The organism is Lachnoanaerobaculum gingivalis (assembly GCF_003862475.1).
Classification (GTDB): Bacteria; Bacillota; Clostridia; order Lachnospirales; family Lachnospiraceae; genus Lachnoanaerobaculum; species Lachnoanaerobaculum gingivalis.
Map to the genome: position 1 here is coordinate 309,446 of NZ_RRCO01000002.1, position 24,656 is coordinate 334,101.

At 34.8% G+C, this 24,656-nt stretch carries 26 protein-coding genes, 1 riboswitch and 1 other annotated feature; of the genes, 4 read left to right on the plus strand and 22 right to left on the minus strand.

Features of this window, described 5'->3' with window-relative positions; translation table 11 throughout:
* The 11 genes from EHV10_RS05625 to rpsO all read right to left on the minus strand — a co-directional run bounded on the left by EHV10_RS05625 (nt 1) and on the right by rpsO (nt 10,425).
* A complete protein-coding gene (locus EHV10_RS05625) occupies nt 1-390 on the minus strand; it encodes a GntR family transcriptional regulator (RefSeq protein ID WP_007592050.1) in 390 nt (129 codons plus the stop codon).
* 462 nt (nt 391-852) lie between these two features.
* On the minus strand, nt 853-1,284 hold the full coding sequence (locus EHV10_RS05630) for an HIT family protein (RefSeq protein WP_128673817.1): 432 nt from the start codon (nt 1,282-1,284) through the stop codon (nt 853-855).
* A gap of 22 nt (nt 1,285-1,306) precedes the next feature.
* A complete protein-coding gene (locus EHV10_RS05635; protein ID WP_128673818.1) occupies nt 1,307-2,605 on the minus strand; it encodes a dihydroorotase in 1,299 nt (432 codons plus the stop codon).
* 136 nt (nt 2,606-2,741) lie between these two features.
* Nucleotides 2,742-3,116 (minus strand): 50S ribosomal protein L7/L12, encoded by a 375-nt coding sequence (gene rplL / locus EHV10_RS05640; protein WP_128673819.1) that lies wholly within the window; start codon nt 3,114-3,116, stop codon nt 2,742-2,744.
* A 27-nt stretch (nt 3,117-3,143) separates the two neighbouring features.
* Complete coding sequence (gene rplJ, locus EHV10_RS05645) at nt 3,144-3,632, minus strand: 50S ribosomal protein L10 (protein WP_128673820.1); 489 nt, start codon at nt 3,630-3,632, stop codon at nt 3,144-3,146.
* A gap of 45 nt (nt 3,633-3,677) precedes the next feature.
* Nucleotides 3,678-3,809, minus strand: a sequence feature (ribosomal protein L10 leader region).
* Between the two features lie 36 nt (nt 3,810-3,845).
* Nucleotides 3,846-5,111 (minus strand): sensor histidine kinase, encoded by a 1,266-nt coding sequence (locus tag EHV10_RS05650; RefSeq protein ID WP_128673821.1) that lies wholly within the window; start codon nt 5,109-5,111, stop codon nt 3,846-3,848.
* A gap of 1 nt (nt 5,112) precedes the next feature.
* The gene (locus EHV10_RS05655; protein WP_128673822.1) at nt 5,113-5,784 is read right to left on the minus strand and encodes a response regulator transcription factor; all 672 of its coding nucleotides are present in this window, start codon (nt 5,782-5,784) and stop codon (nt 5,113-5,115) included.
* The gene (locus EHV10_RS05660; protein WP_128673823.1) at nt 5,765-6,397 is read right to left on the minus strand and encodes a GTP pyrophosphokinase; all 633 of its coding nucleotides are present in this window, start codon (nt 6,395-6,397) and stop codon (nt 5,765-5,767) included. The genes EHV10_RS05655 and EHV10_RS05660 overlap by 20 nt, the downstream gene beginning before the upstream one ends.
* A gap of 106 nt (nt 6,398-6,503) precedes the next feature.
* On the minus strand, nt 6,504-7,853 hold the full coding sequence (gene mgtE / locus EHV10_RS05665; RefSeq protein WP_128673824.1) for a magnesium transporter: 1,350 nt from the start codon (nt 7,851-7,853) through the stop codon (nt 6,504-6,506).
* 30 nt (nt 7,854-7,883) lie between these two features.
* Nucleotides 7,884-9,986, minus strand: coding sequence for a polyribonucleotide nucleotidyltransferase (locus EHV10_RS05670; RefSeq protein ID WP_128673825.1), 2,103 nt, complete (start codon nt 9,984-9,986; stop codon nt 7,884-7,886).
* A 172-nt stretch (nt 9,987-10,158) separates the two neighbouring features.
* On the minus strand, nt 10,159-10,425 hold the full coding sequence (rpsO, locus tag EHV10_RS05675) for a 30S ribosomal protein S15 (RefSeq protein WP_009444716.1): 267 nt from the start codon (nt 10,423-10,425) through the stop codon (nt 10,159-10,161).
* 197 nt (nt 10,426-10,622) lie between these two features.
* Between rpsO and EHV10_RS05680 the strand changes: the two genes are divergently transcribed.
* Complete coding sequence (locus tag EHV10_RS05680) at nt 10,623-11,201, plus strand: hypothetical protein (RefSeq protein ID WP_128673826.1); 579 nt, start codon at nt 10,623-10,625, stop codon at nt 11,199-11,201.
* A gap of 135 nt (nt 11,202-11,336) precedes the next feature.
* Here the strand turns inward: EHV10_RS05680 and EHV10_RS05685 are convergent, their stop codons facing one another.
* The 8 genes from EHV10_RS05685 to EHV10_RS15210 form a co-directional block, all read right to left on the minus strand.
* Nucleotides 11,337-12,662 (minus strand): IS1380 family transposase, encoded by a 1,326-nt coding sequence (locus tag EHV10_RS05685; RefSeq protein ID WP_128672997.1) that lies wholly within the window; start codon nt 12,660-12,662, stop codon nt 11,337-11,339.
* 504 nt (nt 12,663-13,166) lie between these two features.
* Entirely contained in the window at nt 13,167-14,150 is a 984-nt protein-coding gene (locus tag EHV10_RS05690) for a diaminopimelate dehydrogenase (protein WP_128673827.1), read from the minus strand.
* 228 nt (nt 14,151-14,378) lie between these two features.
* Nucleotides 14,379-14,696, minus strand: coding sequence for an energy-coupling factor ABC transporter substrate-binding protein (locus EHV10_RS05695; RefSeq protein WP_128673828.1), 318 nt, complete (start codon nt 14,694-14,696; stop codon nt 14,379-14,381).
* Nucleotides 14,696-15,448, minus strand: a complete 753-nt coding sequence (locus tag EHV10_RS05700; RefSeq protein WP_128673829.1) for an energy-coupling factor ABC transporter permease — start codon at nt 15,446-15,448, stop codon at nt 14,696-14,698. The genes EHV10_RS05695 and EHV10_RS05700 overlap by 1 nt, the downstream gene beginning before the upstream one ends.
* Before the next feature lie 37 nt (nt 15,449-15,485).
* Nucleotides 15,486-16,319, minus strand: coding sequence for an energy-coupling factor ABC transporter ATP-binding protein (locus tag EHV10_RS05705; protein WP_128673830.1), 834 nt, complete (start codon nt 16,317-16,319; stop codon nt 15,486-15,488).
* A 29-nt stretch (nt 16,320-16,348) separates the two neighbouring features.
* Nucleotides 16,349-17,149 carry a cobalt ECF transporter T component CbiQ gene (cbiQ, locus tag EHV10_RS05710; protein ID WP_128673831.1) on the minus strand — a complete coding sequence of 267 codons (801 nt, stop codon included), beginning with the start codon at nt 17,147-17,149 and terminating at the stop codon, nt 16,349-16,351.
* A gap of 228 nt (nt 17,150-17,377) precedes the next feature.
* Nucleotides 17,378-17,561: riboswitch (cobalamin riboswitch) on the minus strand.
* 86 nt (nt 17,562-17,647) lie between these two features.
* Nucleotides 17,648-18,988, minus strand: a complete 1,341-nt coding sequence (locus tag EHV10_RS05715) for an FAD-dependent oxidoreductase (protein WP_128673832.1) — start codon at nt 18,986-18,988, stop codon at nt 17,648-17,650.
* Between the two features lie 80 nt (nt 18,989-19,068).
* Nucleotides 19,069-19,590, minus strand: coding sequence for a BrnT family toxin (locus EHV10_RS15210; protein ID WP_128673833.1), 522 nt, complete (start codon nt 19,588-19,590; stop codon nt 19,069-19,071).
* 308 nt (nt 19,591-19,898) lie between these two features.
* Between EHV10_RS15210 and EHV10_RS05725 the strand changes: the two genes are divergently transcribed.
* Entirely contained in the window at nt 19,899-21,761 is a 1,863-nt protein-coding gene (locus EHV10_RS05725) for an IS1634 family transposase (RefSeq protein ID WP_128673213.1), read from the plus strand.
* A 130-nt stretch (nt 21,762-21,891) separates the two neighbouring features.
* Here EHV10_RS05725 and EHV10_RS05730 read toward each other — a convergent pair whose 3' ends face one another.
* Nucleotides 21,892-22,338, minus strand: coding sequence for a hypothetical protein (locus EHV10_RS05730; RefSeq protein ID WP_128673834.1), 447 nt, complete (start codon nt 22,336-22,338; stop codon nt 21,892-21,894).
* A 295-nt stretch (nt 22,339-22,633) separates the two neighbouring features.
* Here EHV10_RS05730 and EHV10_RS14915 point away from each other — a divergent pair, with 295 nt between their 5' ends.
* Together EHV10_RS14915 and EHV10_RS14920 are read left to right on the plus strand one after the other, a co-directional pair.
* Nucleotides 22,634-23,263, plus strand: coding sequence for a DUF2207 domain-containing protein (locus tag EHV10_RS14915; protein WP_243116081.1), 630 nt, complete (start codon nt 22,634-22,636; stop codon nt 23,261-23,263).
* Between the two features lie 26 nt (nt 23,264-23,289).
* Nucleotides 23,290-23,667 (plus strand): DUF3137 domain-containing protein, encoded by a 378-nt coding sequence (locus EHV10_RS14920; RefSeq protein ID WP_243116082.1) that lies wholly within the window; start codon nt 23,290-23,292, stop codon nt 23,665-23,667.
* 164 nt (nt 23,668-23,831) lie between these two features.
* On the opposite strand, the gene EHV10_RS05740 is transcribed toward EHV10_RS14920, so the two are convergent.
* Together EHV10_RS05740 and EHV10_RS05745 are read right to left on the minus strand one after the other, a co-directional pair.
* Nucleotides 23,832-24,071 carry a hypothetical protein gene (locus tag EHV10_RS05740; RefSeq protein ID WP_128673835.1) on the minus strand — a complete coding sequence of 80 codons (240 nt, stop codon included), beginning with the start codon at nt 24,069-24,071 and terminating at the stop codon, nt 23,832-23,834.
* 113 nt (nt 24,072-24,184) lie between these two features.
* Nucleotides 24,185-24,640 carry a GNAT family N-acetyltransferase gene (locus EHV10_RS05745; RefSeq protein WP_128673836.1) on the minus strand — a complete coding sequence of 152 codons (456 nt, stop codon included), beginning with the start codon at nt 24,638-24,640 and terminating at the stop codon, nt 24,185-24,187.
* Between the last annotated feature and the right edge of the window lie 16 nt (nt 24,641-24,656).

The window sequence follows — 24,656 nt, forward strand, 5'->3', positions numbered from 1 at the left end:
TTACATCTCCTCAAATTCTTGTACTTCAAACTCATTATAAAGTTCATCTATCAGTTCATGCGCTTCTCTCCTCGTAACACCGTTGCATATTCCCCTTGCCACAACTACTCCGAACTCTTTTCGCATATTATCAAGTACCCGCAGTTTGTCGGCATCCACTTTTATGACTGCACCCTTTCTTCTGTCAAGCTGTACAAAGCCTTCTCTTTTTAATGTAGCATAAGCCTTGTTTACCGTATGCATATTGATACCTATTTCTTCGGCCAATTGTCTTACAGAAGGTAAAATGTCTCCTTCGTGGTATTTGTTTGTTGCAATTCCAAATATTATTTGATTACAAAGTTGTACATATATAGCTTCTTCACTATGAAAATCTATTATTACATCCATACCCACACTCCAATATAATATAAAAATTTGTCTAATTTATGTTTTAGGCATCCTATATTGATAAGAATATAGGCTTGCTATTTAAGTAAGTTATAAATGTTATAGTGATAGTATAACACAATACTATATGAAAAACAATATTTTATAGTTTGAATGGATATACCCTTATTCGACACACTTCATACTAAAAGCTGAATATTACTTTCAAATTGTATTAAGTCAAGTTGAATTGCATAAAATTTCTGCTATAATATTTGTATTTATGTGCTTATCGTTACTAAAGTTCATAATTTATTAACTTTTTTCCTATTGCATATATACTCCTATTATGTTATTATATTCTCTGTAGTTGAGAGTTTTCTTGCGTTGACCTCTCACTACAAAATGTGCATTATGCACTCCTATATCACTCTAACAGGGAAACAGCAGCCGCGAGGCTGCTGTTTCTCGTTGTATCAATATTTATTTTTCTATATTTAAATCTCTTCTTAAGATCTTAGCCATCTCCTCATAGTCGCTTTCTTTCAAATACTTCTTATCAGGATTCATAGTAAATGTGGAACCCCATTCATCTCCTCCCTCATATTTTGGAACTATATGCATATGTAAGTGGCAGCCTGTATCTCCATACATTCCATAATTTACTTTGCTTGGTGCAAAAACCTTGTGTACTACCTTTGCGATTTTGTTTACATCTGCAAAGAACTGATTTCTTTCTTCATCGGAAATATCTACTATTTCACTTACATGATCTTTATAAGCAAGTATTACTCTGCCCATCTTTGACTGCTCTTTAAATATATATAAATATCCGCTCTCCATCTGTCCTACAGGATATCCGAATTTATCAAGTGAATCTCCCTGTACACAGTAAGCACAATTATTGTCTTTCATTTTCTCTCCTTAATTAATGTTTCTAATCAACATTCTCATACACTACATTTCCTTCACAAATAGTATATACTATCTTACCCTGTAATGTATCTCCAAGCCATGGTGAGTTACTTGATTTGCTCTCACTCTTATCATATTTCCATTCTTTATTTATATCAAATACTACAATGTCTGCAATTTCATCCTCTCGCAATACTCCTCTGTCCATATTGTAAAGCCTTGCAGGTTGATAGCTCATTCTGTTCATAAGCTCCATTAAAGTAAGATGTCCCGGTTTAACAAGATACATATATCCAAGAGAAAAGCTGGTTTCAAGCCCGATTATACCGCTTGGTGCATCAACAAAGTCCTTATTTTTCTCTTCAATACTGTGAGGTGCATGATCTGTGGCAATGATATCTATTGAACCGTCCTTTAGTCCTTCAATTATTGCAAGTCTGTCTGCTTCTTCTCTCAATGGTGGATTCATCTTTGCAAGTGTACCGTATTTTATTACATCCTTATCTGTAAGTGTGAAATGATGTGGGGTAGCCTCGGCAAATACACGAAGTCCTGCCTTTTTTGCCTTTCTGACAAGCTCTACGCTTTCCTTTGCACTGATATGCTGTATACTTATAGTTGCACCGGTTTCTCTTGCAAGTCTGCAGTCCCTTTCGACCATTGAAATCTCAGCCTGTCTGTCCGATCCGTAAATATGTAACTCATCGGATGATGAACCATGATTGATTCCGTTTTCTTTGATAAACTTCGGATCCTCTTCATGGAACGAAAGCGGCATTTTAATATTTCGTGCAAGCTTCATAGCTTCTCGTGCCAGATTTTCATCAAGTAAAGGTCTTCCGTCATCTGTAAAGCCCACAGCACCGGCCTCTCTAAGTTCCTTTAAATCTGCAAGCTCTTCACCCTTCATACCCTTTGTGATGCAGGCACAGGTTTTGACATTTATCGGTGTATTTCTACCTTTTTTCATCACTTCAAATATAAGTTCAGGACTGTCGATTGCAGGCTTTGTATTTGCCATTGCAACGATTGTAGTAAAACCGCCCTTAGCAGCAGCTCTTGCTCCACTTGCTATATCTTCTTTATATTCAAATCCCGGTTCTCTTAAATGAACATGTACATCTACAAATCCCGGTGCTGCACAAAGTCCCGTACAATCATATACCTTAAGCCTTTCTCCGTTTGCTCTTGCCATAAGAGTTGCATCCAGGTATAAATCTTTATCTATCTTTGTAATTCTTCCCTCTGATATGAGTATATCTCTTATATCATCAGTCCTTGTACAAGGATCTAATAATCTAACATTTTTTAACATTATCATATAAATATATCCCTTTCTAAAATACTTATATCGGGATATATTATATCATATAAAGGATTTTGATGGAAATATATATAAAAAAAGGTACTAAAAAAGGTGACTGCTTTCGCAATCACCTCCGAAAAGTTTAATTAAATTACTTAAGAGTAACCTGTGCTCCAACTTCTTCAAGCTGCTTCTTGATACCCTCAGCCTCGTCCTTAGAAACTTCTGCCTTAAGAACCTTAGGTGCTCCGTCGACGAGATCCTTTGCTTCCTTAAGTCCAAGTCCTGTAACCTCACGAACAACCTTGATAACCTTAACCTTCTGGTCACCTGCTGCTGTAAGCTCTACGTCAAACTCTGTCTTCTCCTCAGCTGCTGCCGCACCTGCACCTGCTGCTGCTACTACAACGCCGGCTGCTGCTGAAACGCCAAACTCTTCCTCACAAGCCTTTACAAGCTCATTTAATTCAAGAACTGATAATTCCTTAATTGCATCGATAAACTCTGCAGTTGTTAACTTTGCCATTTAATAATCCTCCATTATTTGTTTTATTTACGCTTCTTTGCTTTCAGCGATCTGATTAAGCACACGAGCGAAGTTTGTAATTGGTGACTGAATGCTTCCAAGGAGCTTTCCAATCAACTCGTCTCTTGATGGTATTGTAGCTATAAGCTTGATTCCATCCTGGTCATATGTTACACCGTCTACTACTCCTGCCTTTAACTCAAGCTTTGGAGCAGTCTTAGAGAAATTGTGTAATATTCTGGCAGGTGCAGTTGCATCTTCTTTTGAAACTGCAATTGCTGTAGGTCCCTCAAGTGAGCTGTCAAGAGTCTCAAACGGAGTTCCCTTTGCTGCCAAACGAATCATTGTGTTCTTATAAACTTTATAAGTTACACCTGCTTCTCTAAGTTCCTTACGAAGCTTTGTATCCTGATCGGCAGTAAGACCACGGTAGTCAACTACTACAGCTGCCTGTGCGCCATCTAAAAGCTCAGCAATTTCCTTAACTATAGGCTGTTTTAATTCGATTTTTGCCATTTCTAACCTCCTTTATAGTTTCAGTAAAACCCGTAAAAGCAATAAGTGTAAATCTAAAAAACTCTCTGACATGCAGACAGAGAGTGAGAATACATCAACGTACTTAGTCACTTCCTCGGTAGGTATTACTTTAAGCCATACGGCACCTACTGTCTACGGTCATTTTACCTTGCCTAGGATACCAAATAAAGCAATGCTTGTCAATAGGAAAATTTATTTTTCTTCAATATTTGCCACCATATTAAAATATACATTAAAATAAATGAAGTCATTCTTATATGTGACATGGATCTTACCCTTGTGCCTGTTTATAATATTTCTTGCAATGGAAAGTCCCACACCATACCCTGAAACACTGCTGTTATGTGACTTATCTTCTCTGTAAAACCTTTCAAAAAACTTTGAATAGTCTATATTTTTTCCTTCTTTATAGGTATTATATATAACCAGTTTCGCCTTTTTAAATGTAATACCATGCTGTGATAACCTAACGCCTATAGTCCCACCTTCATCACAGTACTTATTTGCATTATCTATAAGTATGTTTATAAGCTCATACAATGCACCTTCATCTCCGGATATAAATATATCTTTTTGTATATCCGATTCAAAGTTTTTTCCTCCCTTTATTGCAAGCGATTTAAAAGACTTTGAAGATTTTTCAACAATATTTGAAAAATTAATATTTACCGCAACAACATTTGACTGCTCCTCGAATCTTGCCAATACTACAAGTCTGTTTATAAGTTCAGTCAGACGCTGTATCTGATCTTTGGTGCTCTGAGTCCATTCATTTTCACCATAAAGCATCTCGCAAAGCTCATTATTTGCCGATATGATAGCTATGGGTGTTTTTAGCTCATGCCCTGCATTTGTGATAAATGCCCTCTGATTTCTATAGTTTTCCATAAAAGGCATCATTACCTTACCCGAGAATATAACAAATATTATTATAAAGAAAACAAGATTTGAAAAGAAAATAAAAACCGATGTCTCTATCAAATCCGCTCTGTCTTCGGAATATCTTGTAATATCCAAAACCACTATAAGCTTACTGTTATCCGTCTCATTAACATTAAACTTATATGCAAACTTTTGCCCGTCCGTTGTAGTGAAGCTTCCATATATTTTACCGCCCGAAAGGATTTTCTTTACATAAAAGACCACATCTGTATCGGATAAATTTGCAATATGCTCGGTATTCATAGTAATTACTTTATTACTGCTGTCCACCTGAGCACTGAAATATCTGTATTGAATTATAATATCTGAATTAGTTTTTCTGCCGAGAATTTTCTCTACAATATCTTCATCCGGAAGGACTCCGTTATTATCAGATAATAAATCCAATATCTTATTTATTCTGTTTTCACTTGTTGCATATTTTGATGCATTCAAAATACCGATTATTGTAATAAGCATTACAACGACTGCAACGGTAGCAACTACAATAAATTGTATACGAAGTCTCCTAAACAAATCACACCTCAACTAATTCAAACTCACGATTTTCTTCTCCCATTATTTCAATATTGGCATTGATTGCTTTCAGCTTTTGCTTTAAATATGATATATAAATCCATACATAACCGGCATCACATTCATCATCCTTTGACCATACATGATTGTATATATACTCGGTTGACAACTTTTTATTCTTATTTTTCATAAGGACTTCCATAAGTTTTGTTTCCTTACCCGCAAGAATAATAGAATTCTTTGCTGAAAGCTCCTGCTCCGCAACATTTAACTTAACACTTCCGAATGTAAGTACATTTTCATTGAAACTTGTATCAATTCTTCTTTCCAAAGAACGAATTCTGGCTACAAGTTCTTTTAATAAAATAGGCTTTGTAAGATATTCATCCGCACCCATATCAAGTCCTGAAATCTTGTCGTCTACTTCACTCATTGCTGTAAGCATAATAACATAAGTGGTATTACCTGATGCTCTAAGCTCTTTTAAAACTTCCAACCCGGATCTTTTCGGCATCATTATATCAAGAATTATCATATCAAATATTTCACTATTTGCAAGTTCAAGCGCTCTTTCTCCGTCAAATGCCTGTTTCACTTCATATCCCTGCATTTCCAGTGCTGTGGCATATGCTCTTGAAAGCGCTATTTCATCTTCAGCTAATAATATTCTCATTATTGTCCGACTCCTCAATCAAATTCTTTATAGTTTGCATATTTAAATCACAGGATGCCAACTCGTCCGCACATCTTTTAAGCTCCTTTGTGATTCTTTCATGATTTCTTATATATTTCTTATACTTCATTTGATGCTCAAGTGATGCCCACGAATCCATAGCTATAGTTCTTAACTGAACCTCTATATAATACTTTCCGTTTTCATTTCCCTCACAATCGGGAAAATTTGTAATAATTTCAAGTATCATATGATAAGAGCGGTATCCGTTAGGCTTCACATTAAGAATATAGTCCTTTTCTTCAACCACATTAATATTAGGCATCTTTTTAAACATACCTGCCAAAGCATATATATCATCCACGAATCCACATACTATCCTTACACCTATGGCATCTTTTATCTCCTTTAAAGCATTATATGTTGTAGGTTCAAACTCTCTTCTCTTACATTTTTCAATCATACTTTCATTTGTCTTTATCCTTGAAATAAAATGCTCAAAGAGTTTGTATCCCGTTTTATTCTTATACTCATCATTCAATTTATACACCTCTTTTGATAATGTTTCCAAAATCAACTCAAGGTATTTTTCATAGTCACCATATATATTCATCAAGTAAAGTCCTTTTATCTTTTATATATAGTTTAGCATAAATAAGTGTATAAAGAATGAAAAAAGGCTAAACTTTTCATGTTCAGCCCTAAGAAAATATTCATATTTATTTGATATGTAAAAGCTCTACAGCTATTTGGAAGTAAATAACCAAAGATACCGCATCAACTATTGTTGTAATAAGCGGAGCCGCCATAATAGCAGGGTCAAGCTTCAATCTTTTTGCAAGTATCGGAAGTATTCCACCTATAACCTTTGCTACAAAAACAGTGGCAAACAATGCCAAAACTACTGTAAGTGCTACAAGCGGCTGTCCCGGATACTGAATAACCAATCTTACAAAGTTTACAAGACCAAGTATCAAACCGACAATAACGGATACCCTTGCCTCTTTCCAAATAACTTTAAATATATCCGAACTTGCAACTTCACCAATAGTCATACCTCGGATAATCATGGTAGATGACTGTGAACCTGCATTACCGCCTGTATCTGTAAGCATAGGTACAAATGAAACAAGCAAAGGCATTACCTGGAATGCATCCTCATACCTTGTAAGTATTCCACCTGTAAGCATTGAACTTATCATAAGTACCAACAGCCATGTGATTCTGTTCTTTGCAAGTTCCAATACACTTGTTTTTAGATAAGGCTTCTCAGACGGAAGCATAGCCGCCATCTTCTCAAAGTCCTCTGTCGCCTCTTCTTCCATAACATCCACAGCATCGTCAATTGTAACAATACCTACAAGTCTGTTTTCATGGTCAACAACCGGCAAAGATAACAAATCGTATTTATTGAATAAATCCGCAATCTCTTCTTTATCGTCTGTAGTTACGGCTTTAATAACATTTGTATCCATTATATCTTCAATTTTGACTTCATAGTCATTCATTAAAAGATCCTTAACCGTAACAACTCCTTCAAGCATTCGCTTGGCATCCATTACATAGCAGGTATATATGGTTTCCTTGTCATAACCATGCTTTCTGATATAGGCAAAGGCCTCCTGCACGGTCATATTCTTCTTTAAACCAATATACTCTGCAGTCATTATAGATCCTGCGGAATTTTCAGGATACTTAAGGAATTCATTTATCTGTAACCTTGTACTGGGAGCGGCATTTTGTAAAACTCTCTTTACAACCGTTGCCGGGAGCTCCTCAAGCATATCTACAGCGTCATCAACATATAATTCTTCAATAATATATGACAACTCTTTATCTGTAATACTGTTTATTATATGTTCCTGAGTCTCTACTTCTAAACAAGCGAACACATCACTTGCAAGCTCTTTAGGGAGCATTCTGAAAATAATGATCTGCTTGTCAGAATCAAGCTCCTCTAAGAAGGATGCAATATCAAACTCATTCATCTCGCAGAGCTCATCTTTTAATTGTCGGAACTGTTTTCTTGACACAAGATCAAATAATACTTCTTTTACATTCTCTTCCATAGTCCCACCTTTCTCTGCAAAAAATTACTTTTACTCAAGATCTGAAGTCTTCATAGAAAGATCGATTCTACCCTTTATAGGATCAACCTTAACTACCTTAACAGTAACCTCATCTCCTATTTTCACAACATCTTCAACTTTCTCCACTCTCTTATCTGAAAGCTTTGATATATGAACCATACCGTCCTTACCCGGTGCAAGCTCTACAAAAGCACCGAACTCGAGTATACGAACAACTGTACCTCTCATAATCATTCCGGTTTCAATTTCTATTGTTATTCCTCTGATTATATCAATAGCTTTATTGATCATAGCCTGATCGGTACCTGCAACAGAAACAAGTCCTTCTTCGCTTATGTCGATTTTTACTCCTGTATCCTCAATAATCTTATTGATAGTCTTACCCTGCTTACCTACAACATCACCGATTTTAGAAGGATTAATCTGAATCTGTGAAATCTTAGGTGCATACGGACTGAGTTCTTTTCTAGGCTCTGATATACATGGCTTCATACATGTATCCATGATGAAATCTCTTGCTTCATGACATCTTGCAATAGCGCCCTTTACAATGTCCTTTGTAAGTCCATGAATCTTGATATCCATCTGAATAGCTGTAATACCCGAATCGGTTCCTGTTACCTTAAAGTCCATATCTCCGAAGAAATCCTCAAGTCCCTGAATGTCTGTAAGAAGAACATAGTCATCATCAGAATCACCTGTTACAAGTCCGCATGAGATTCCTGCTACCATCTTCTTTATCGGAACTCCGGCAGCCATAAGCGCCATACATGAAGAACATGTGGATGCCATAGAAGTAGAACCGTTTGACTCAAAAGTTTCGGACACGGATCTTATAGCATATGGGAACTCCTCAGGAGTGGGTAGTACAGGAATAAGTGCACGCTCAGCCAATGCACCATGTCCTATCTCTCTTCTTCCCGGACCTCTTGAAGGTCTTGTCTCGCCTACTGAATATGAAGGGAAATTGTACTGATGAATATATCTCTTTGTAGTTTCCAAAAGATTAAGTCCGTCAATCTTTTGTGCCTCTGCCAAAGGTGCAAGTGTAACAATATTACATATCTGAGTCTGTCCTCTTGTAAACATAGCTGAACCGTGTACTCTCGGAATAATATCCGTCTCAGCCGCAAGTTTACGAATCTGATTCATAGCTCTACCGTCAGGTCTTTTCTGATCCTTAAGAATCATCTTTCTTACAGTCTTTTTCTGATATTGATAAATAGCCTCACCAAGTAGAGGTAACCACTCTTCCTTGTCTGCGAAAGCCTCTTCAAGTCTTTGTGTGATTGCCTTTATATTTTCTTCTCTAACCTGCTTTTCATCTGTGAAAACCGCTACTTCCATCTCCTGTGGAGGCACAATTTCCTTAATAGCTGCTGTAAGCTCCTCAGGAATAACAAATGCTGTATAAGCATGCTTTTCCTTACCTACTTCCGCTACAATCTTATCGATAAATGCAATAATCTCCTTATTTACAGAGTCGGCCTTATATATAGCCTCGATCATCTTCTCATCAGGTATCTCATTTGCACCCGCCTCGATCATTATTACCTTATCTCTTGTAGATGCTACTGTAAGCTTAAGATCTGATACGGCCATCTGCTCTTCATTAGGGTTTACCACAAAGAAACCGCCTACCATACCGATCTGTGTAGTAGCACATGGTCCGTCAAAAGGTATATCTGAAATAGCTGTTGCTATTGCAGAACCAAGCATGGCTGTAAGCTCAGGTGAACAATCAGGATCTACCGACATTACAAGATTGTTCAATGTAACATCATTTCTATAATCCTTAGGGAAAAGCGGTCTCATTGGTCTGTCTATAACTCTGGATGTAAGTATAGCATTCTCACTCGCCTTTCCTTCTCTCTTATTAAATCCGCCCGGCATTTTACCTACTGCATACATCTTCTCCTCATATTCTACTGAAAGAGGGAAGAAATCAATACCGTCTCTTGGTTTATCTGATGCTGTAGCTGTAGATAAAACCGTTGTATCACCATAGTGCATAAATGCGGCACCATTTGCCTGTGCAGCCACTCTACCGATATCAACTCTGAGAGTACGACCTGCGAGTTCCATTGAATAACTTTTAAATTCCTTACTCATTTAATCTCCTTTTGGCTTGCCGATATTCGAGAAGATATCTTCTTGAAACATAAAATTATGAACTAGTGATAAAAACTAAAGCAAAACTTTAGTGCTTATCACTAGCTTCGGCCACAAGCCATATTATTAATTATAAAAAAGGTGGAGAAAAACTCTCCACCAAAGACTTTTATTATTTTCTAAGTCCAAGCTTCTCTATAAGTGCACGATAACCCTCAAGATCCTTATTCTTAAGATACTGTAAAAGATTTCTTCTCTTACCAACCATCTTTAAAAGGCCTCTTCTTGAGTGATGATCCTTAGGATTTGCCTTTAAATGCTCTGTTAACTCAGTGATTCTTGCTGTAAGAACTGCTATCTGAACCTCAGGTGAACCTGTATCGCCTGCTTTTCTTGCATACTCTTCCATGATAGCTGTCTTTTTCTCTTTTGTAATCATATTATTTCTCCTTTAAAAAATCTTACCGTATACATAAGGTAAGGTTGGAGTATCCAAATCTCATGTATAGGCGTTACTACTCCAAAATAATACCAAAACAGGCAGGCAATGTCAATGAAAAAATCTTATAAAAGATGTTGTATTCTCACATAGGCTTATATATAGTATAATATCTTTACAACATTATTTTGAAAGGGGTGACTGATATTATTTATCGTAAATTATTTTTCTTATTTTTATTGTTTATTTTTACAGCTATGCCGATAAATATTTATGCAGGTGATATTCCCGAGGGGCTTTTAAGCTCTCCCACCGCCACAGTATATATCGGGGAATTGAAAGCCAAAGACGATGCAAATTTTACCTTTATTCAAAAGACAAGCATAAAAGGAAATTTTAGTGAAAACAGTGAGGATGCGGTTTTATCTGACATTAATTATAAAGATAGTTTAAAGATTGGCAAACTCTACTTGGTATCCTATGATATTAAAGGTGGTATTTCTCCTTGGATACTTGAGGTGAACGGTATCGAAATCGATACTCTAATTATTAAAGACGATTCCAATATGGCTGAGAGAATGGCAGAATACATTCATAACGGAAGCTTTGCAAACTCAGAGTCTAAGATAGTTGAAACTAAAGAGTCCGTCATCTCCACTCAAGCTGAAGTAAATAGTATTGTCAATAAAACCCATGATACCGATAAAAGAAAAGTCCATTTGAATTTTCTTATAGGCATTATAATTATCCTGCATTATTCACGGTACGATATTTAAGTTAATTACCGTGCTATAAATCTTTAAACCTAATCCATGACGCTATAACTGACTTGATACACCTAAAAATGGGCAGACTTCCCCTAGGTAGAGTTTACAAGTAGTTATCAAGCTGTCAAGGTTCATTATTAGTTGTTATTCAAGCTGTATACATAGCTTGCTGATATTTGATAGAGTATCATAGAACTCATCCTTATATGGGCAACTGCTACACAGCTTGAATGTTATATACCTTGCTGAACGAATTACTTTTGCAGCAATCTTTAGCAGTTTTAGACGGACAGTATCAATGCGTTGTTTTCTCATATTTGCAGATAACGCCAATCGTCTAAACCAATTAAATATGTTATAAGCAAGTGCATGTATTTGAAGCCTGTTGGCATTTACAATTCTTGTATGACTGCTGACAGAAGCAAAGTCAAAACCTGTTTTACTTTCCTTTATGAAGTTTTCCATCAAGCCTCTTTTGCAATAGAACTTGATAAGATATTCAGGGGATGATTCCATGTTTGTAACAATGAATGTATACATGTAAGTAATTTGGTTTTCAGGTTTTTCAACTTTACAGACAACACGTCTTTCATAAGGCCAAGGACCTGCCTGATACATGAATTCACCATAAACTACAGCATAATCTACTTTGTTGTTTTTTGTGATTTCATCAAGTTCATCTACAAGATATGATGCTTTATCACGAAGTATAGCATTCTCTTTCAAACGAATTACATAGCCGGTGCCGTTTTCTTCACACTGTTTATATAAACCGGGTGTTGCAAAGCCACTATCTCCACGAAGGAGAAGTTTAATTTCCGGAAAATCTTCAAGATATTCATCAAGTATAGGCTGAAGAAATTCCACAACTCCTGTGCTTGAATACTTAGTCCCATCGCGAAGCTGAATTTTAATCAAATCTCCTGTGATTCCATCATAGCAAACAAGTGGATGGTAACCGTTACTTTGATAGTGGAAGTTAAATGCTCTACCTTCCTGTTTGCCATAGGCATTAAGGAGTGTTGAGTCCAAATCTAAAATGATAGCTTCCGGCATCTGAATGCTATAAACTTTCTTTCGAAGAATTTGATTTATTGAAAGGAACTGATTCAGCGAATCCTCATCCATTCGATTATGAAATCTTGAAATGGTTGGTTGTGATGCTAAAGTGTCTTTATTTAGCACTGCTTTAAACACAGGATCATTTGTAAGTTCATCTGAAGCGTCATCTTCAAAATAACCTGCAATGATCATATATATCATCTGAAGAAGATTTTCTTTATCAGTGTGATAACGGAATAATGCAGAATCATTGGTCTTAAATGATTGACTGAAAAGTTTATCAATGCCAAGTTTACTTACGAATTCTTTTATAAGAAGTAAGCCTGCATCAGAGGATAAATCTCCTCCATCGAAATTAATTTTAATTTTTCTATTGCTTTCAAGTGATAAGGTGTTTACAATACTCATAAAGGGCTCCTTTGTGTATTTTTTTTGAGTTTAAGCACCTTAATTTTACCACAAATGGACGCTCTTTTTTTCTTCACTTAATAAGTGAAAGCAATATTTTGTTAAAATATAGTAATTATGTGGCTTTCAGCCACTTTCATGGAGTTAACAATGAATAATCTAGGATTATTTTACTCAGTCTTATATTTTTTATAATAAAAAAGAAAATTTAAAGTAAAACACTATTTTTATCTTTAAACCATGCACCTATGCACTGCCCGACTAAGCTTATCACAAAATATATACCGACAAATCCAAGGGATTGAGCTCCGAAAACAACCATATTCAGCAGCCACAAAACAGCTACCCGCAATGAAAAATACCTTTGCATATTATTATATTAATGTATTTATACCACATACCATATAACTATTTAAACTTAACCACATTACAGTAAATATCTTTCAACAGTGTTTTTCACAATAAAAAAAGAGCTGAAAAACAGCCCTTTTTATCTATATGTTTTTATAATAAATGTGCTCTCATTTCTTCAGCAGACATATCAAGAAGATATGCAGGTGGAACATCAAATACTGTATGAGCTCCTATTTTACCTTCTTTACGCATACGATATACAGCTCTTGAATATGCAACAATTACGGAAGCTGTGAACTCAGGATTTGAATCAAGTTTTAAACTGTACTCAATCACATGATTGTTCTCATTATCCCAACCTGTCTTACCTGTTCTTATAACAAATCCTCCATGTGGAAGTTTTGAATGATTTTTCTTCATTTCTTCCATAGAAATAAAGTGTACGGTTGTATCATAATCTGCGAAATAATTCGGCATTGTATTTATTTCATTTTCAATCCTTGCCTTATCCGCACCTTCCTTTGCAACTACATAGCATTCTCTTGTATGCTTCTGTCTTGTAGTAAGTTCAGGATTGCTTCCGCTTCTTACAGCTTCAAGTGCGGCTTCAACCGGAACTGTATACTGTCTTGCATCAACAACACCTTCAATTCTTCTTATAGCATCTGAATGTCCCTGACTTACTCCTTTTCCCCAGAAAGTATAATCTGCACCTGTAGGAAGTACCGCATTTGCATAAACTCTGTTTAATGAAAACATACCCGGATCCCATCCTGCAGATATAAGTCCGAAGTGATGACTTGCCTTTGCCGCATCATCAACCTTCTCAAAATGCTCAGGAATATTTGCATGAGTATCAAAGCTGTCAACAACATTAAAATACTTCGCATACTCAGGAGTTTGCTTCGGCAAATCTGTAGCACTTCCTCCGCAAAGTATCATTACATCAATATCATCTTTGTACTCCAAAACATTTTCAATATTTTCAACTTTAGCATCAGATGTAAGAATCTTTACAGTTGAAGGGTCCCTTCTTGTAAATACTGCGACAAGCTTCATGTCCTTTGTATGTTTGATAGCACACTCAATTCCTCTTCCAAGGTTACCATATCCCAAAATACCAATTCTTATCATTTTCTCACCAGCCATCAGCTAAATTAATCAACCGGGCAAATCCTTTCTTTATTGCTTTAATATACATAGATCGTAACGAAAAAGGATAGAACTACTCCAAGACTCCACTTTGAGCATTCTATCCTAAATATGTAACTCATTCACAACGAACTATGTCATTTGCTGTATATATAATAATACTTTTTTTAAAAATTGCAAGAACTTTTTCAAATCTTTCTGTTATCCGTATCATTCTTTTCTTTTATCTTCTTGCTTTTTCCTTTCCACAAGCCTTCCCATATAAAATGCAATTATTCCTACACCTATACCTGTCTGAACACAGAAAAGAAGGCTTTCAACCTCACCCGGAAGCTCCTTTCCCAGTGCCGTTTCTATAATAGGATTAAACCAAGGCTCATATTCTCCGCCCTGTATCTCCGATACAACTTCACTTCCGGCATCATCAGAACCTCCGAACTCGGCATTCTTTAACATAAACAAAGGTACAACAGCCATCAATACAACTATTACAAGCAAACTTATAACAATTTTCTTATTCTTTGACATTAATTATTACCTCCTTCAATAAATCCGATTTCCTTAAGCTCCGGTTGTGCATATGTCTTAAGTCCGATTACTATAATAACTGTAAGCATACCTTCTATTATCGCAAGCGGTACCTGTGTAGGCGCAAATACCAACAAGAACTTACCCGCAGAAGCCATAACTCCACCGTCTTTCATAGGATAAGCAAATGCAAGCTGGAATGCTGTAACAACATAGGTAAGCAAATCTCCTATAAATGCGGCAAGAAAAATAGAAACATTGTCATTTACCTTAGTTTTTTTACAAATCTTATAAACTATAAATGATACAAAAGGTCCGGCAATTGCCATTGAAAAAGTATTTGCGCCAAGTGTAGTAAAGCCGCCATGTGCCAAAAGCAGTGCCTGGAATATAAGTACTATAATACCAAGTATACTTACAGCACTTGGTCTGAATAAAATAGCCGCAAGACCTGTACCTGTCATATGTGAGCAAGATCCCGTTACTGAAGGAATCTTAAGTGATGAAAGTACAAATACAAACGCACCCGACATTGCCAAAAGTGTAATTGCCTTCCTGTCCTTAGCCACCGTCTTTTTAATTGACATATAACCTGCAATTAAAAACGGCAACGAAATAAGGCTCCAGGCTATTACATGTCCTACAGGTAAATACCCCTCCATAATGTGCATGGCATTGGCTGTAAACGGCAGTGCAAAACTGAACGCAAACATTATTGCCAATGTCATTAAAATTTTCTCTTGTTTTCTCATGAAATCCTCCTAAAAATATTTTTTATTTACTCAAGCTTTAAACTTGAGGAATAAACAACTTTTTAAACTCATCTATATTTCTTGCAGGTTTATCACCTGACTTTAGAACCTTGTTTTCTACAAGTGATTCAAAAACTTCCAAAAGTATAGGCTTTTTAAGATTAGCTTTTCTTAAAACCGCTTCATCACTGAGTACTCTGACAGGATCCGAATCGGCAATTATATTTCCGTCACAAAATACTACTATTCTGTCCGCCCATCGAAAAGCAAACTCCAAATCATGAGTTGAAATCACCAAAGTTTTGCCGTCTCCACTTAATTTGTCCAAGACTCCTTCAAAAATAGATATATTTTGCGGATCAAGCGAAGCTGTAGGTTCATCAAATATTATTATTTCAGAATCCATTGCTATAATATCCGCTATGCTTACTCTTTTTTTCTCACCGCCGCTTAAATAATGTGGCGGCCTGTCTATAAGATGCAAAATATCCATATAATTCAAAGAATTGTTAACTCTTTTTTCCACTTCATTCCTGCTTAAGCCAAGATTCATAGGTCCAAAGCTTACCTCAGCTCTTACAGTTGAGGCAATTATTTGATTATCGGCATCTTGAAAAACAATTCCCACATTTTTTCTAAGCTCTTTTACCAAAGATTTATTTATAAGCTTATCTCTGTAATACAGTGCACCGCTTTCAGGTTTCAAAACACCGTTTATATTTAAAAAGAAAGTAGACTTTCCCGACCCGTTGGCTCCAAGAATTGCAAGTCTTTCACCTTCATATACATCTAAAGAAACACCTTTTAAAACCTCATGTTCTCCTGTGTATGAATAGTGGAGGTTTTCGGCCCTTAAAATAACTTTATTCATATAATATTCCCCAATTCTGATATATTCTGTTAAATATTGAATCCTAATGTAAAAAGCCATATAACAAACATAAATAAAATGCTTATAAAAACAAATAAAATATGATTTTTATTCAAAATCTTCTTATCTTCAAGAAAATTCAAATCACCGTCAAAGCATCTGGCTTCCATTGCGGTGTAGTAAGCATTGGCCTTTTTTAACGATACTACCAAAATATTACTTGCTATATTTCCGAATGTAGAGATTGAGGTCTTAAAATTATGATATCCCATCCTGGACATTGCGGAGTTTTTCATATTGGAATAGCTTTCAATAAGTATAAAAATAAATCTGTATATAAGATTCATAAGTTCAATTATAAGCTTTGGAACATGAAGCTTTCTTAGAGCATTAATTATTTCATATGGCATGGTTGAAAGAATCAATCCTTGCATAACACTTACACATGCTAAAACTTTAATAATCAGCTTGGCAGTTTCAATCAATTGATCCTTTGAAGTATAAATATAGAAAAAACCGACCTTTATATGAAATTCTCCCATATATTCAGCTGAAATCCCCAAAGCTATTCCTATACTTGCCAAGACGATGAAGCTAAGAGGTGTAAGAAGAATGGAAATATATTCTTTAAAATCCATCCCTCCAATATTTACACTTATAAAAAACATTAAAAAAAGTACATATACAGATACAAAAATATTGTTAAATATTATTGTTAAAATAAGAGTTAATAAAGCAGATATAAGTTTAAACTCCGGATTGATACTTTTAAGCTTAGACTTAAAAGCATATAAATCTATTGAGAAATATCCGCCATGTTGATGTGCCATATAAATTTCCTCAAAAAAATAACTGCCTACAAGGTATAACAGGTTCCGCTCTAAATAAACCTGTTGATCCCTTGCAAGCAGCTAATATTAATAAATTAACCACATTTTTAGAAAATCAAAATACAAGCAAACATAAAAAGTCCTAAAACATGTAAAATGGTGTCCTAAAATAATAAATCATCATAAATAAAGGCTTTTGGGATCGTAAAACCGGTCTTTGCTTATAAAAATAAGCAGATATACATAGATGTATCCTGACTTAAATTCTAATAAATTTTATTAGAAGACCCAACCTTCCCATTTATAAAACAGTGGTAAAACGAGTCTGTTAATTATTACAGTAGCGTCCCTGTGCGGGATTTTCACCCGACTTCCTATGCAAAGCATAAAATCTATGTACTTGTTAAAGGTTATCATAATATTTTATTAAAATCAAGATTTATAAATAAAAAACGGTAGCAAGTAACAAAATTGTCTACTTGATACCGTTTTAGTATATTACATTGCAAATAAGTCGTTTAGACTCTCAGACATCGTAGGATGTGTAAATATAAAGTTTGCTATATCCTTTGCTTTGATACCATGATCCATTGCAAGCTTTATAAAGTTAATCATTTCATATGACTCTTCACAGAAAAGTTCTGCACCCAGAATAGTTCCGTCTGCTTTAACCAAAGCCTTTAACAAACCGTCTGTCTTTCTTAAAACCTTAGCCTTTGGAATAGCATTGGCACTAAGGCTTAAAACTTTGTATTCCATGCCTGCCGCCTTTGCATCTTTTTCACTCATTCCGACCCTTGAGAACGGTGGATTTATAAATACCGAATAAGAGAAAGCCCCTCTGTTTTCAGTAGTTCTCTTATCCTCTCCCGTAATTTCATCCCAAATGATTCTGCTGTCATCAAGTGAAATATATGTAAACTGAAGCTTACCGCAAACATCACCTGCTGCCCAGATATTATCTGCACTTGTCTTCAAATGCTCATCCGTCACTACGCCACCTCTATCATTGAGCTTAACTCCTGCATTCTCACATCCAAGACCGTCAGTATTCGGTCTACGACCTACAGCAAGTAAAATTGCATCAGAGTCCAAAGTCTTTGTCTCTCCTGCTACCTCATAATATAATTTACCTTCTTCGGCCTTAGTTACCTTTGCACCGGTAACTATCTCTACAGCTTTCGCTTCCAGTACTTCATGTATAGCTTTTGCAATATCCTCATCTTCTCTAGGCAAGAATACATCGCCGTCCTGAACTACAGTTACCTTACTACCAAAATCAGCATACATAGAAGCAAACTCAAGTCCGATATAACCACCACCTACAATAGTAAGTCTTTTTGGTAATTCCTCAAGATTCATAATAGACTCCGATGTATATACACCTTTACTGTCGGCTCCTTCAATCTTCGGTATTACAGTAACAGAACCGGTATTGATAATAAACTTATCAGCTTCTATTTCTATGTTTCCGTCTTTAGTTGAAACAACTATATGGTGATTGTCCTTAAATGATGCCGTTCCGTCGATGATGTCAGCACCTGTGCTTGCTACCTTATCATAATTAGCCTTATTAAGAGCTGCTGTAAGTTTCTTCTTTTCAGCAACCGCCTCCTTGTAATGCTGTGCTTTTTTTTCAAACTCTCCGTTTGGAGATTTTGATGCATCCGTTATAAGACGCTTTGAAGGAATACAACCTACATTAATGCAGGTACCTCCATACATATTTTTATCTTTCTCCACTAAAGCAACACTCTTACCGGATTTACTGAACTTTGCGGCAAGTGTCTTACCTGCCTTACCGAAACCGATAACAACTATATCATAATTAGCTTTCATAAGCTTTACTTCCTTTCATTTATAATTTTAGTTTATTATACACCTGATTTTATACAATTGAAATACTTAAAATTAAATAATTATTTCCAACTGATATCAAGTTTCTTCTTCTCTCTCACGCACTCCGTCAAATATAGATTAATCAAGGTTTGATACGGAATACCTGTTTCTACAGCTTCTTCTTTAAAATAGTCTATAACCGTTGGCGATATCTTTATAGTTACCTGCTTCTTAAGTTCTTTAATGTATGGATTTTTTATAGCTTTACTAAAATCAAACTCCTTTTCAAGAAATTCATCTCTCATAGATTCACTCATGATAAAATACTCCCTCTCATAGTTTTTTCTTTCATTTGAAGTCGCTTTTCTTGAAGATATTATTCTTATAATAGACTCTTTTCGAATACAATGAACAACAACTAAAATATTTCCTATACTACTACATCCTAGAATACGAAATCTTTCTTCAACATCAGAATGTAGGTCATCATATTCCACCAGTGCCTCTTCATCATAGAATACTGTTTTCGCCTCTTCAAAACCGACACCATGTTTTGCTTTATTTATAATGTTTTTATTATCATCCCATTCAAATGAATACATTGCTTCACTCCCTTTTATAAAATAATTATATTATATTTACCTTATATTGTCTATACTCAAAGTATGTCTTCATCATCAACACAATACTCCATATTTCCACTGTTCCAAATATACATAATGGCTGATACCGGATTCTTCCCATCCTTCCAAAGCCATCCTGAGTAAGTAGTTGAATTTGCAAAATATCGGGTCTTCAACAGTTTGTTACATGCAAACAGCCTCTAAAGCCTTATAAATAAAGGGTTTTCTGTGTCAAATTTCTTTTATTTTATTGTTGTATTTTGTTGTATTATATGATATAATGAAGTATGAAACTTTGGTATGACAAAAAATCGAAGGATCCTACTTATTTTATTCAAAGAGGAATCCGAAACGGAAAAAAGACTACTACTAAAAATGTGGTTCGCATAGGAAAACATTCCGAACTTCTAAAAACTACCGCTGACCCTCTGGCTTACGCTCTTGATGAGGTCAAAAGATATAATGAGGAGTTAAAAAACAATAAATCGGTAGCTTTAGATTTTAAGTTTGACTTTAATGAAAAAATCACCTATCAAGATGATTTAGTATCTAAGTCTAAACTTTTAAACATAGGATATTTTTTCCTTCAGCAAATTTACCATGATCTCAAGATTGGAGCCTTCTTCAAAAATATAATAAAAGATACTAGAATACAGTTTGACCCAAATCTGGTAAATAGATTCCTCACTTATTCTCGTATACTTAATCCTGACTCCAAGCTAGGTACTCATCAGAATCTTGTTAGCTTTTATGAGCAACCCACATTTGGTTACGAACACATTCTTCGTACACTTGACATTATGTATGATCATTATGATGAGTATATTTCTCATCTATATGATGCAAGTACGAAATTAATAAAGAGAGATACCTCGGTATGTTTTTTTGACTGCTCAAACTATTACTTTGAAATAGAATCAAATGACGAAGATTATATTGATCCTGTAACCGGTGAAGTGACTAAAGGTCTACGAAAATATGGTGTGAGTAAAGAACATAGACCAAATCCTATTGTACAAATGGGACTATTTATGGACAAAGACGGTATACCACTATCTATGTGCATTACTTCCGGTTCTGATAATGAGCAAACTACTGCTATTCCTTTAGAACAAAAGCTAATAACTATGTTTAAGGGCAAAAAGTTTATTTATTGTGCTGATGCCGGTCTTGGGTCTTTAAATATCAGAAATTTTAATTCTATGGGTGGCAGAGCTTTTATTGTTACTCAATCCATAAAGATGCTTTCTAATACGTTAAAAGAAGCTATTTTTAGTGATATTGATTATCGCCTATTATCTAATGATAAACCTGCAACTATTCAGCAAATGAAAGATTTTGATAGGTTTGATAAAGTTAATGCAGAACTGTACGATGATAGGATATACAAGATAATCCCTGCTGATAAGGCATTTGACCTTGGACTTTATGAAGAAAAGGCATGTAAGAATGGTACTATTAAGAAAGTTAAGTCAAAGGCCGTAGTTCCACAAAAAATCATTGTCTCATTCTCAAGAAAAATGATGGAATATCAAAGATTTATACGAAATCGCCAGATAGAAAGGGCTAAGAAGCTCCTTACTAAGCTGGACCCCGAAACCTATAAAAAAGGGGCAAATGATATAACTCGTTTTATAAAACGAACCACATCAACATCCTCCGGTGAAAAAGCTGTAGATACCTACGAACTTAACCAAGAAGCCATAAATGAAGAAGAAAAGTATGATGGATTCTATGCAGTGGCAACAAATCTTGAAGATTCAGCTAAGTATATCTTAGAAATTAGCTCAAACAGATACAAGATAGAAGATTGCTTTAGAATAATGAAAACCAATTTTTCAGCCAGACCTGTATTTCATCAAAATAGAGAGCGAATAGTAGCACACTTTATGGTCTGTTACACAGCTCTTTTAATATATAGGATTCTGGAAAAGAAGCTGGATATGTATGGAACGCATTTCACTGTAGAGAATGTTATAGAAACTTTGAATAACATGCAGGTAGCTAATTTAGAAGATGTATGCTATATGTCAACATATGATAATTCACAAGTACTAACGTCATTAAATGCTATCTTTAATCTTGAATTGGACAAGAAATACTATCAGCCAAAAGATTTAAATAAAAAAATAAAAAAGATTTCAACTTGAACTTTCCATACAACATTTTTTAGATACTTAAAAAAGTGGCTAAAGCCTTGTAAATACAGGGTTTCAAGCCACTTTTCTATTCCCAAACTGTTGAAGATGGGATATTATATTTACCTTATATTGTCTATACTCAAAGTATGTCTTCATCATCAACACAATACTCCATATTTCCACTGTTCCAAATATACATAATGGCTGATACCGGATTCTTCCCATCCTTCCAAAGCCATCCTGAGTAAGTAGTTGAATTTGCAAAATATCCTTCTGTAATAATTTCAAATTCTGAATCTTTATAACTATCCATAAATTCCTCTAAAGTGACAGACTTTCCCATGAAGCGACCTTTACCTAATGTTTTATTAAAAATCAATACACTGCATAGGTCCAAATCGCAATCTTTAAAAAAGACTTCACCTGTATATTCTTTTTCTTCATTGTCGATATATCTAAATAATATATCGGGCTTTAGCGTAAGTATTTTATTATGGAATTTAATTTCCTTTACCCTGCTGTTTTGAAGGCTGAAAATAATATTTCTGTGCCTGTCGTATATAAATTTGTTAAAGTTTTTATTCATGATTTACTCCTGAGTGAATCTGTAGCAGTAGACCTTTTTAATGCTACTGTCTACTTATCTTGAATCTGCAATGTCTTATAATTATTATACATTATTCTATTATATATTGTTGTTTACAATTTTAAATATACCACAACAGGTATTATTTTCAAAAATAATAGTCCATACAATAATAGTACTATTACAAATTATAGCTCAGTTATGTTATACTTAAAAAATCAGAAAATAGTCTTCTTGTCCCGGTATAAGGTCTTGAAAAAGCTTAAATTATTTTATAAAAAGAAGGGAGACAATCGTGGAAATAAATTTAACCGCTGAAGAAACAAATAAACTAAATAATCTATGGAAAACATCACGATTTAAGCGTAGTTGGAGAGCTGTCAAAAATACTGTCAATTGTAGTCAAAAGGTTAAAAATTATTTTGTTCGAAATATTATTCTGCTATTTTTTAGCTTTATTGTCGGTGGCGGTCTATTCTTATTAAAAGATATGGGTCTCCTTTCGGACAGTATTTTTGTGGATAAACTTATGATGTTCATTGCCAGGCTGATTCTATTCCTTTTAGTGCTTCAAATCCTAAGTGTATTGATTTTTGCATTTATCGGTCCGGGTTGGGAATCGAATCAAAAAGACAAACTGCGTAGACTTTACGAGAGTGAAATTCTTGTACCAATCCTGCAAATCATTTATCCTTCAGCAAAAATTGACATAGAACATGATATTTCTCCAAACAATGTAGAAGAGGTAGTTCCCGCCTCAAAATACTATATCCAATCCGGAATACTTAAGCTTAACAATGAAAAGGATCTTGAAATAGTGGATTTATATGCACACACTATACCAAGAAGATATCACCATGAAAAAAAAAAGAAAGAGAATATATTGATGATATTACCAATTTTATCGGACAAGCCTATTCGATAAAGAATATTCACTCTTTAAAAGGGAATTTGCGAATTGTTCCTACAAAACATTTCCTTAATATCAAAACCCAAGGAGGCTATCTTAGCGCCATGTCAGGCGGAAAGAAAATAGATGTAGATGATATATGGCAAAACAATCACTACAACATCTACTGTACTGACGAACAATCAGCAAGAATGTTCTTAACCCCTGCTGTTATCGAGTTGTTTAACAACAATACTTCTGACTGTGGACTTTCCCTATACAGCAATGAATCTCGCATCTATATTGCAGCTTATAATAACAAGCGTCTTTTTTCAGAACCAAAAGACAAATATGGTATTCGCTCATGGATTATAGAAAAAGCGGCAAGAAATATAAAATATGCTGTAACCTTTGCGGAGAAACTGGCTGAGGTTATATAGGCATCAAAATAAATATGAGTTAAAAATAGTCACAAAACAGGAATCTGGCATTCCGGTTCTGTGACTTTCTCATTATTTAAAATGACTACTCATTCCGACTTTTTCAGTATGTAGTTTTACAAATATTGTGAATTGTAATTTTACAATATTTGCAACTCCGGGATTTAAATGCCTATTTCCTGTAAGCTGATATGTCTTCCATTGATATCTTTAATCTCAGCCTTTTCATCTTCAGTAAGATTATCAATAAAAATACACCATTCATTAGGGTATCCACCCACAAATTCCATTTTTGGAATATTAATTTGACTTGGATTTTTCGCAAACAAACATAATCTGTTGTCACCCCAAAATCTTGTGAGTGTTAAGATATGCTGCTTGTATATAACATCTATACCTTTCAATTTTATCTCCGTAAATTTTAATTTATAAATTTCCTGTTTATACAAACTGAAATTTGCTATCTTTTAAATACTTGCGTTACTGCCTCCATCTTATCTTTGATAAGTTCCTCTAATTATCTGAACTTTTTCATAATATACTTCAGCTTTTGTGTTTCAATCACTTCATAAATTTCAAAACCCAGCTTATCATATACTCTCCTTGCACTTTTATTAAAGTCAAATACAGTTAAGGAGATACTTCGAATATTCTCATCTTTAAAGATAAAATCTATAAATTCTTTCAATGCCTTTGTTCCAAGACCGGCTCCTGTTTTTATATGATTTAATACAAATCTACCTATATGAATATTATCTTTTTCGATTTTCACCTCTTGTATCATTCCTATAAACTCTTCTTCATTAAAGATAGAAAATTTGTTGTCAAGCTTTTCTATTTTTTCATAAGTTAACGGAAATGAAACTTCAGATCCCATCCATTGCTCTTGAAATATCGCTCCTCTTTCATTTGACCACTTACATAAAAGTAAAATATTGTCTTTATCGATACCTTTTGTAAATTTAATGCTCATAGCAATCTCCAAAACA

What these genes read in the sequence shown, in the direction of transcription:
- EHV10_RS05655 (WP_128673822.1), bottom strand. Translation starts at nt 5,784, where the DNA reads ATGAGAATATTATTAGCTGAAGATGAAATAGCGCTTTCAAGAGCATAT.
- EHV10_RS05685 (WP_128672997.1), bottom strand. Translation starts at nt 12,662, where the DNA reads ATGAGTATTGTAAACACCTTATCACTTGAAAGCAATAGAAAAATTAAA.
- EHV10_RS05635 (WP_128673818.1), bottom strand. Translation starts at nt 2,605, where the DNA reads ATGATAATGTTAAAAAATGTTAGATTATTAGATCCTTGTACAAGGACT.
- EHV10_RS05690 (WP_128673827.1), bottom strand. Translation starts at nt 14,150, where the DNA reads ATGATAAGAATTGGTATTTTGGGATATGGTAACCTTGGAAGAGGAATT.
- EHV10_RS15210 (WP_128673833.1), bottom strand. Translation starts at nt 19,590, where the DNA reads ATGTATTCATTTGAATGGGATGATAATAAAAACATTATAAATAAAGCA.
- EHV10_RS05670 (WP_128673825.1), bottom strand. Translation starts at nt 9,986, where the DNA reads ATGAGTAAGGAATTTAAAAGTTATTCAATGGAACTCGCAGGTCGTACT.
- cbiQ (WP_128673831.1), bottom strand. Translation starts at nt 17,149, where the DNA reads ATGGCACATCAACATGGCGGATATTTCTCAATAGATTTATATGCTTTT.
- EHV10_RS05630 (WP_128673817.1), bottom strand. Translation starts at nt 1,284, where the DNA reads ATGAAAGACAATAATTGTGCTTACTGTGTACAGGGAGATTCACTTGAT.
- EHV10_RS05705 (WP_128673830.1), bottom strand. Translation starts at nt 16,319, where the DNA reads ATGAATAAAGTTATTTTAAGGGCCGAAAACCTCCACTATTCATACACA.
- mgtE (WP_128673824.1), bottom strand. Translation starts at nt 7,853, where the DNA reads ATGGAAGAGAATGTAAAAGAAGTATTATTTGATCTTGTGTCAAGAAAA.
- rplL (WP_128673819.1), bottom strand. Translation starts at nt 3,116, where the DNA reads ATGGCAAAGTTAACAACTGCAGAGTTTATCGATGCAATTAAGGAATTA.
- EHV10_RS05725 (WP_128673213.1), top strand. Translation starts at nt 19,899, where the DNA reads ATGAAACTTTGGTATGACAAAAAATCGAAGGATCCTACTTATTTTATT.
- EHV10_RS05625 (WP_007592050.1), bottom strand. Translation starts at nt 390, where the DNA reads ATGGATGTAATAATAGATTTTCATAGTGAAGAAGCTATATATGTACAA.
- EHV10_RS05660 (WP_128673823.1), bottom strand. Translation starts at nt 6,397, where the DNA reads ATGAATATATATGGTGACTATGAAAAATACCTTGAGTTGATTTTGGAA.
- EHV10_RS05745 (WP_128673836.1), bottom strand. Translation starts at nt 24,640, where the DNA reads ATGAGCATTAAATTTACAAAAGGTATCGATAAAGACAATATTTTACTT.
- EHV10_RS05695 (WP_128673828.1), bottom strand. Translation starts at nt 14,696, where the DNA reads ATGTCAAAGAATAAGAAAATTGTTATAAGTTTGCTTGTAATAGTTGTA.
- EHV10_RS05700 (WP_128673829.1), bottom strand. Translation starts at nt 15,448, where the DNA reads ATGAGAAAACAAGAGAAAATTTTAATGACATTGGCAATAATGTTTGCG.
- rpsO (WP_009444716.1), bottom strand. Translation starts at nt 10,425, where the DNA reads ATGATTACAAAAGAGAAAAAGACAGCTATCATGGAAGAGTATGCAAGA.
- rplJ (WP_128673820.1), bottom strand. Translation starts at nt 3,632, where the DNA reads ATGGCAAAAATCGAATTAAAACAGCCTATAGTTAAGGAAATTGCTGAG.
- EHV10_RS05730 (WP_128673834.1), bottom strand. Translation starts at nt 22,338, where the DNA reads ATGAATAAAAACTTTAACAAATTTATATACGACAGGCACAGAAATATT.
- EHV10_RS05715 (WP_128673832.1), bottom strand. Translation starts at nt 18,988, where the DNA reads ATGAAAGCTAATTATGATATAGTTGTTATCGGTTTCGGTAAGGCAGGT.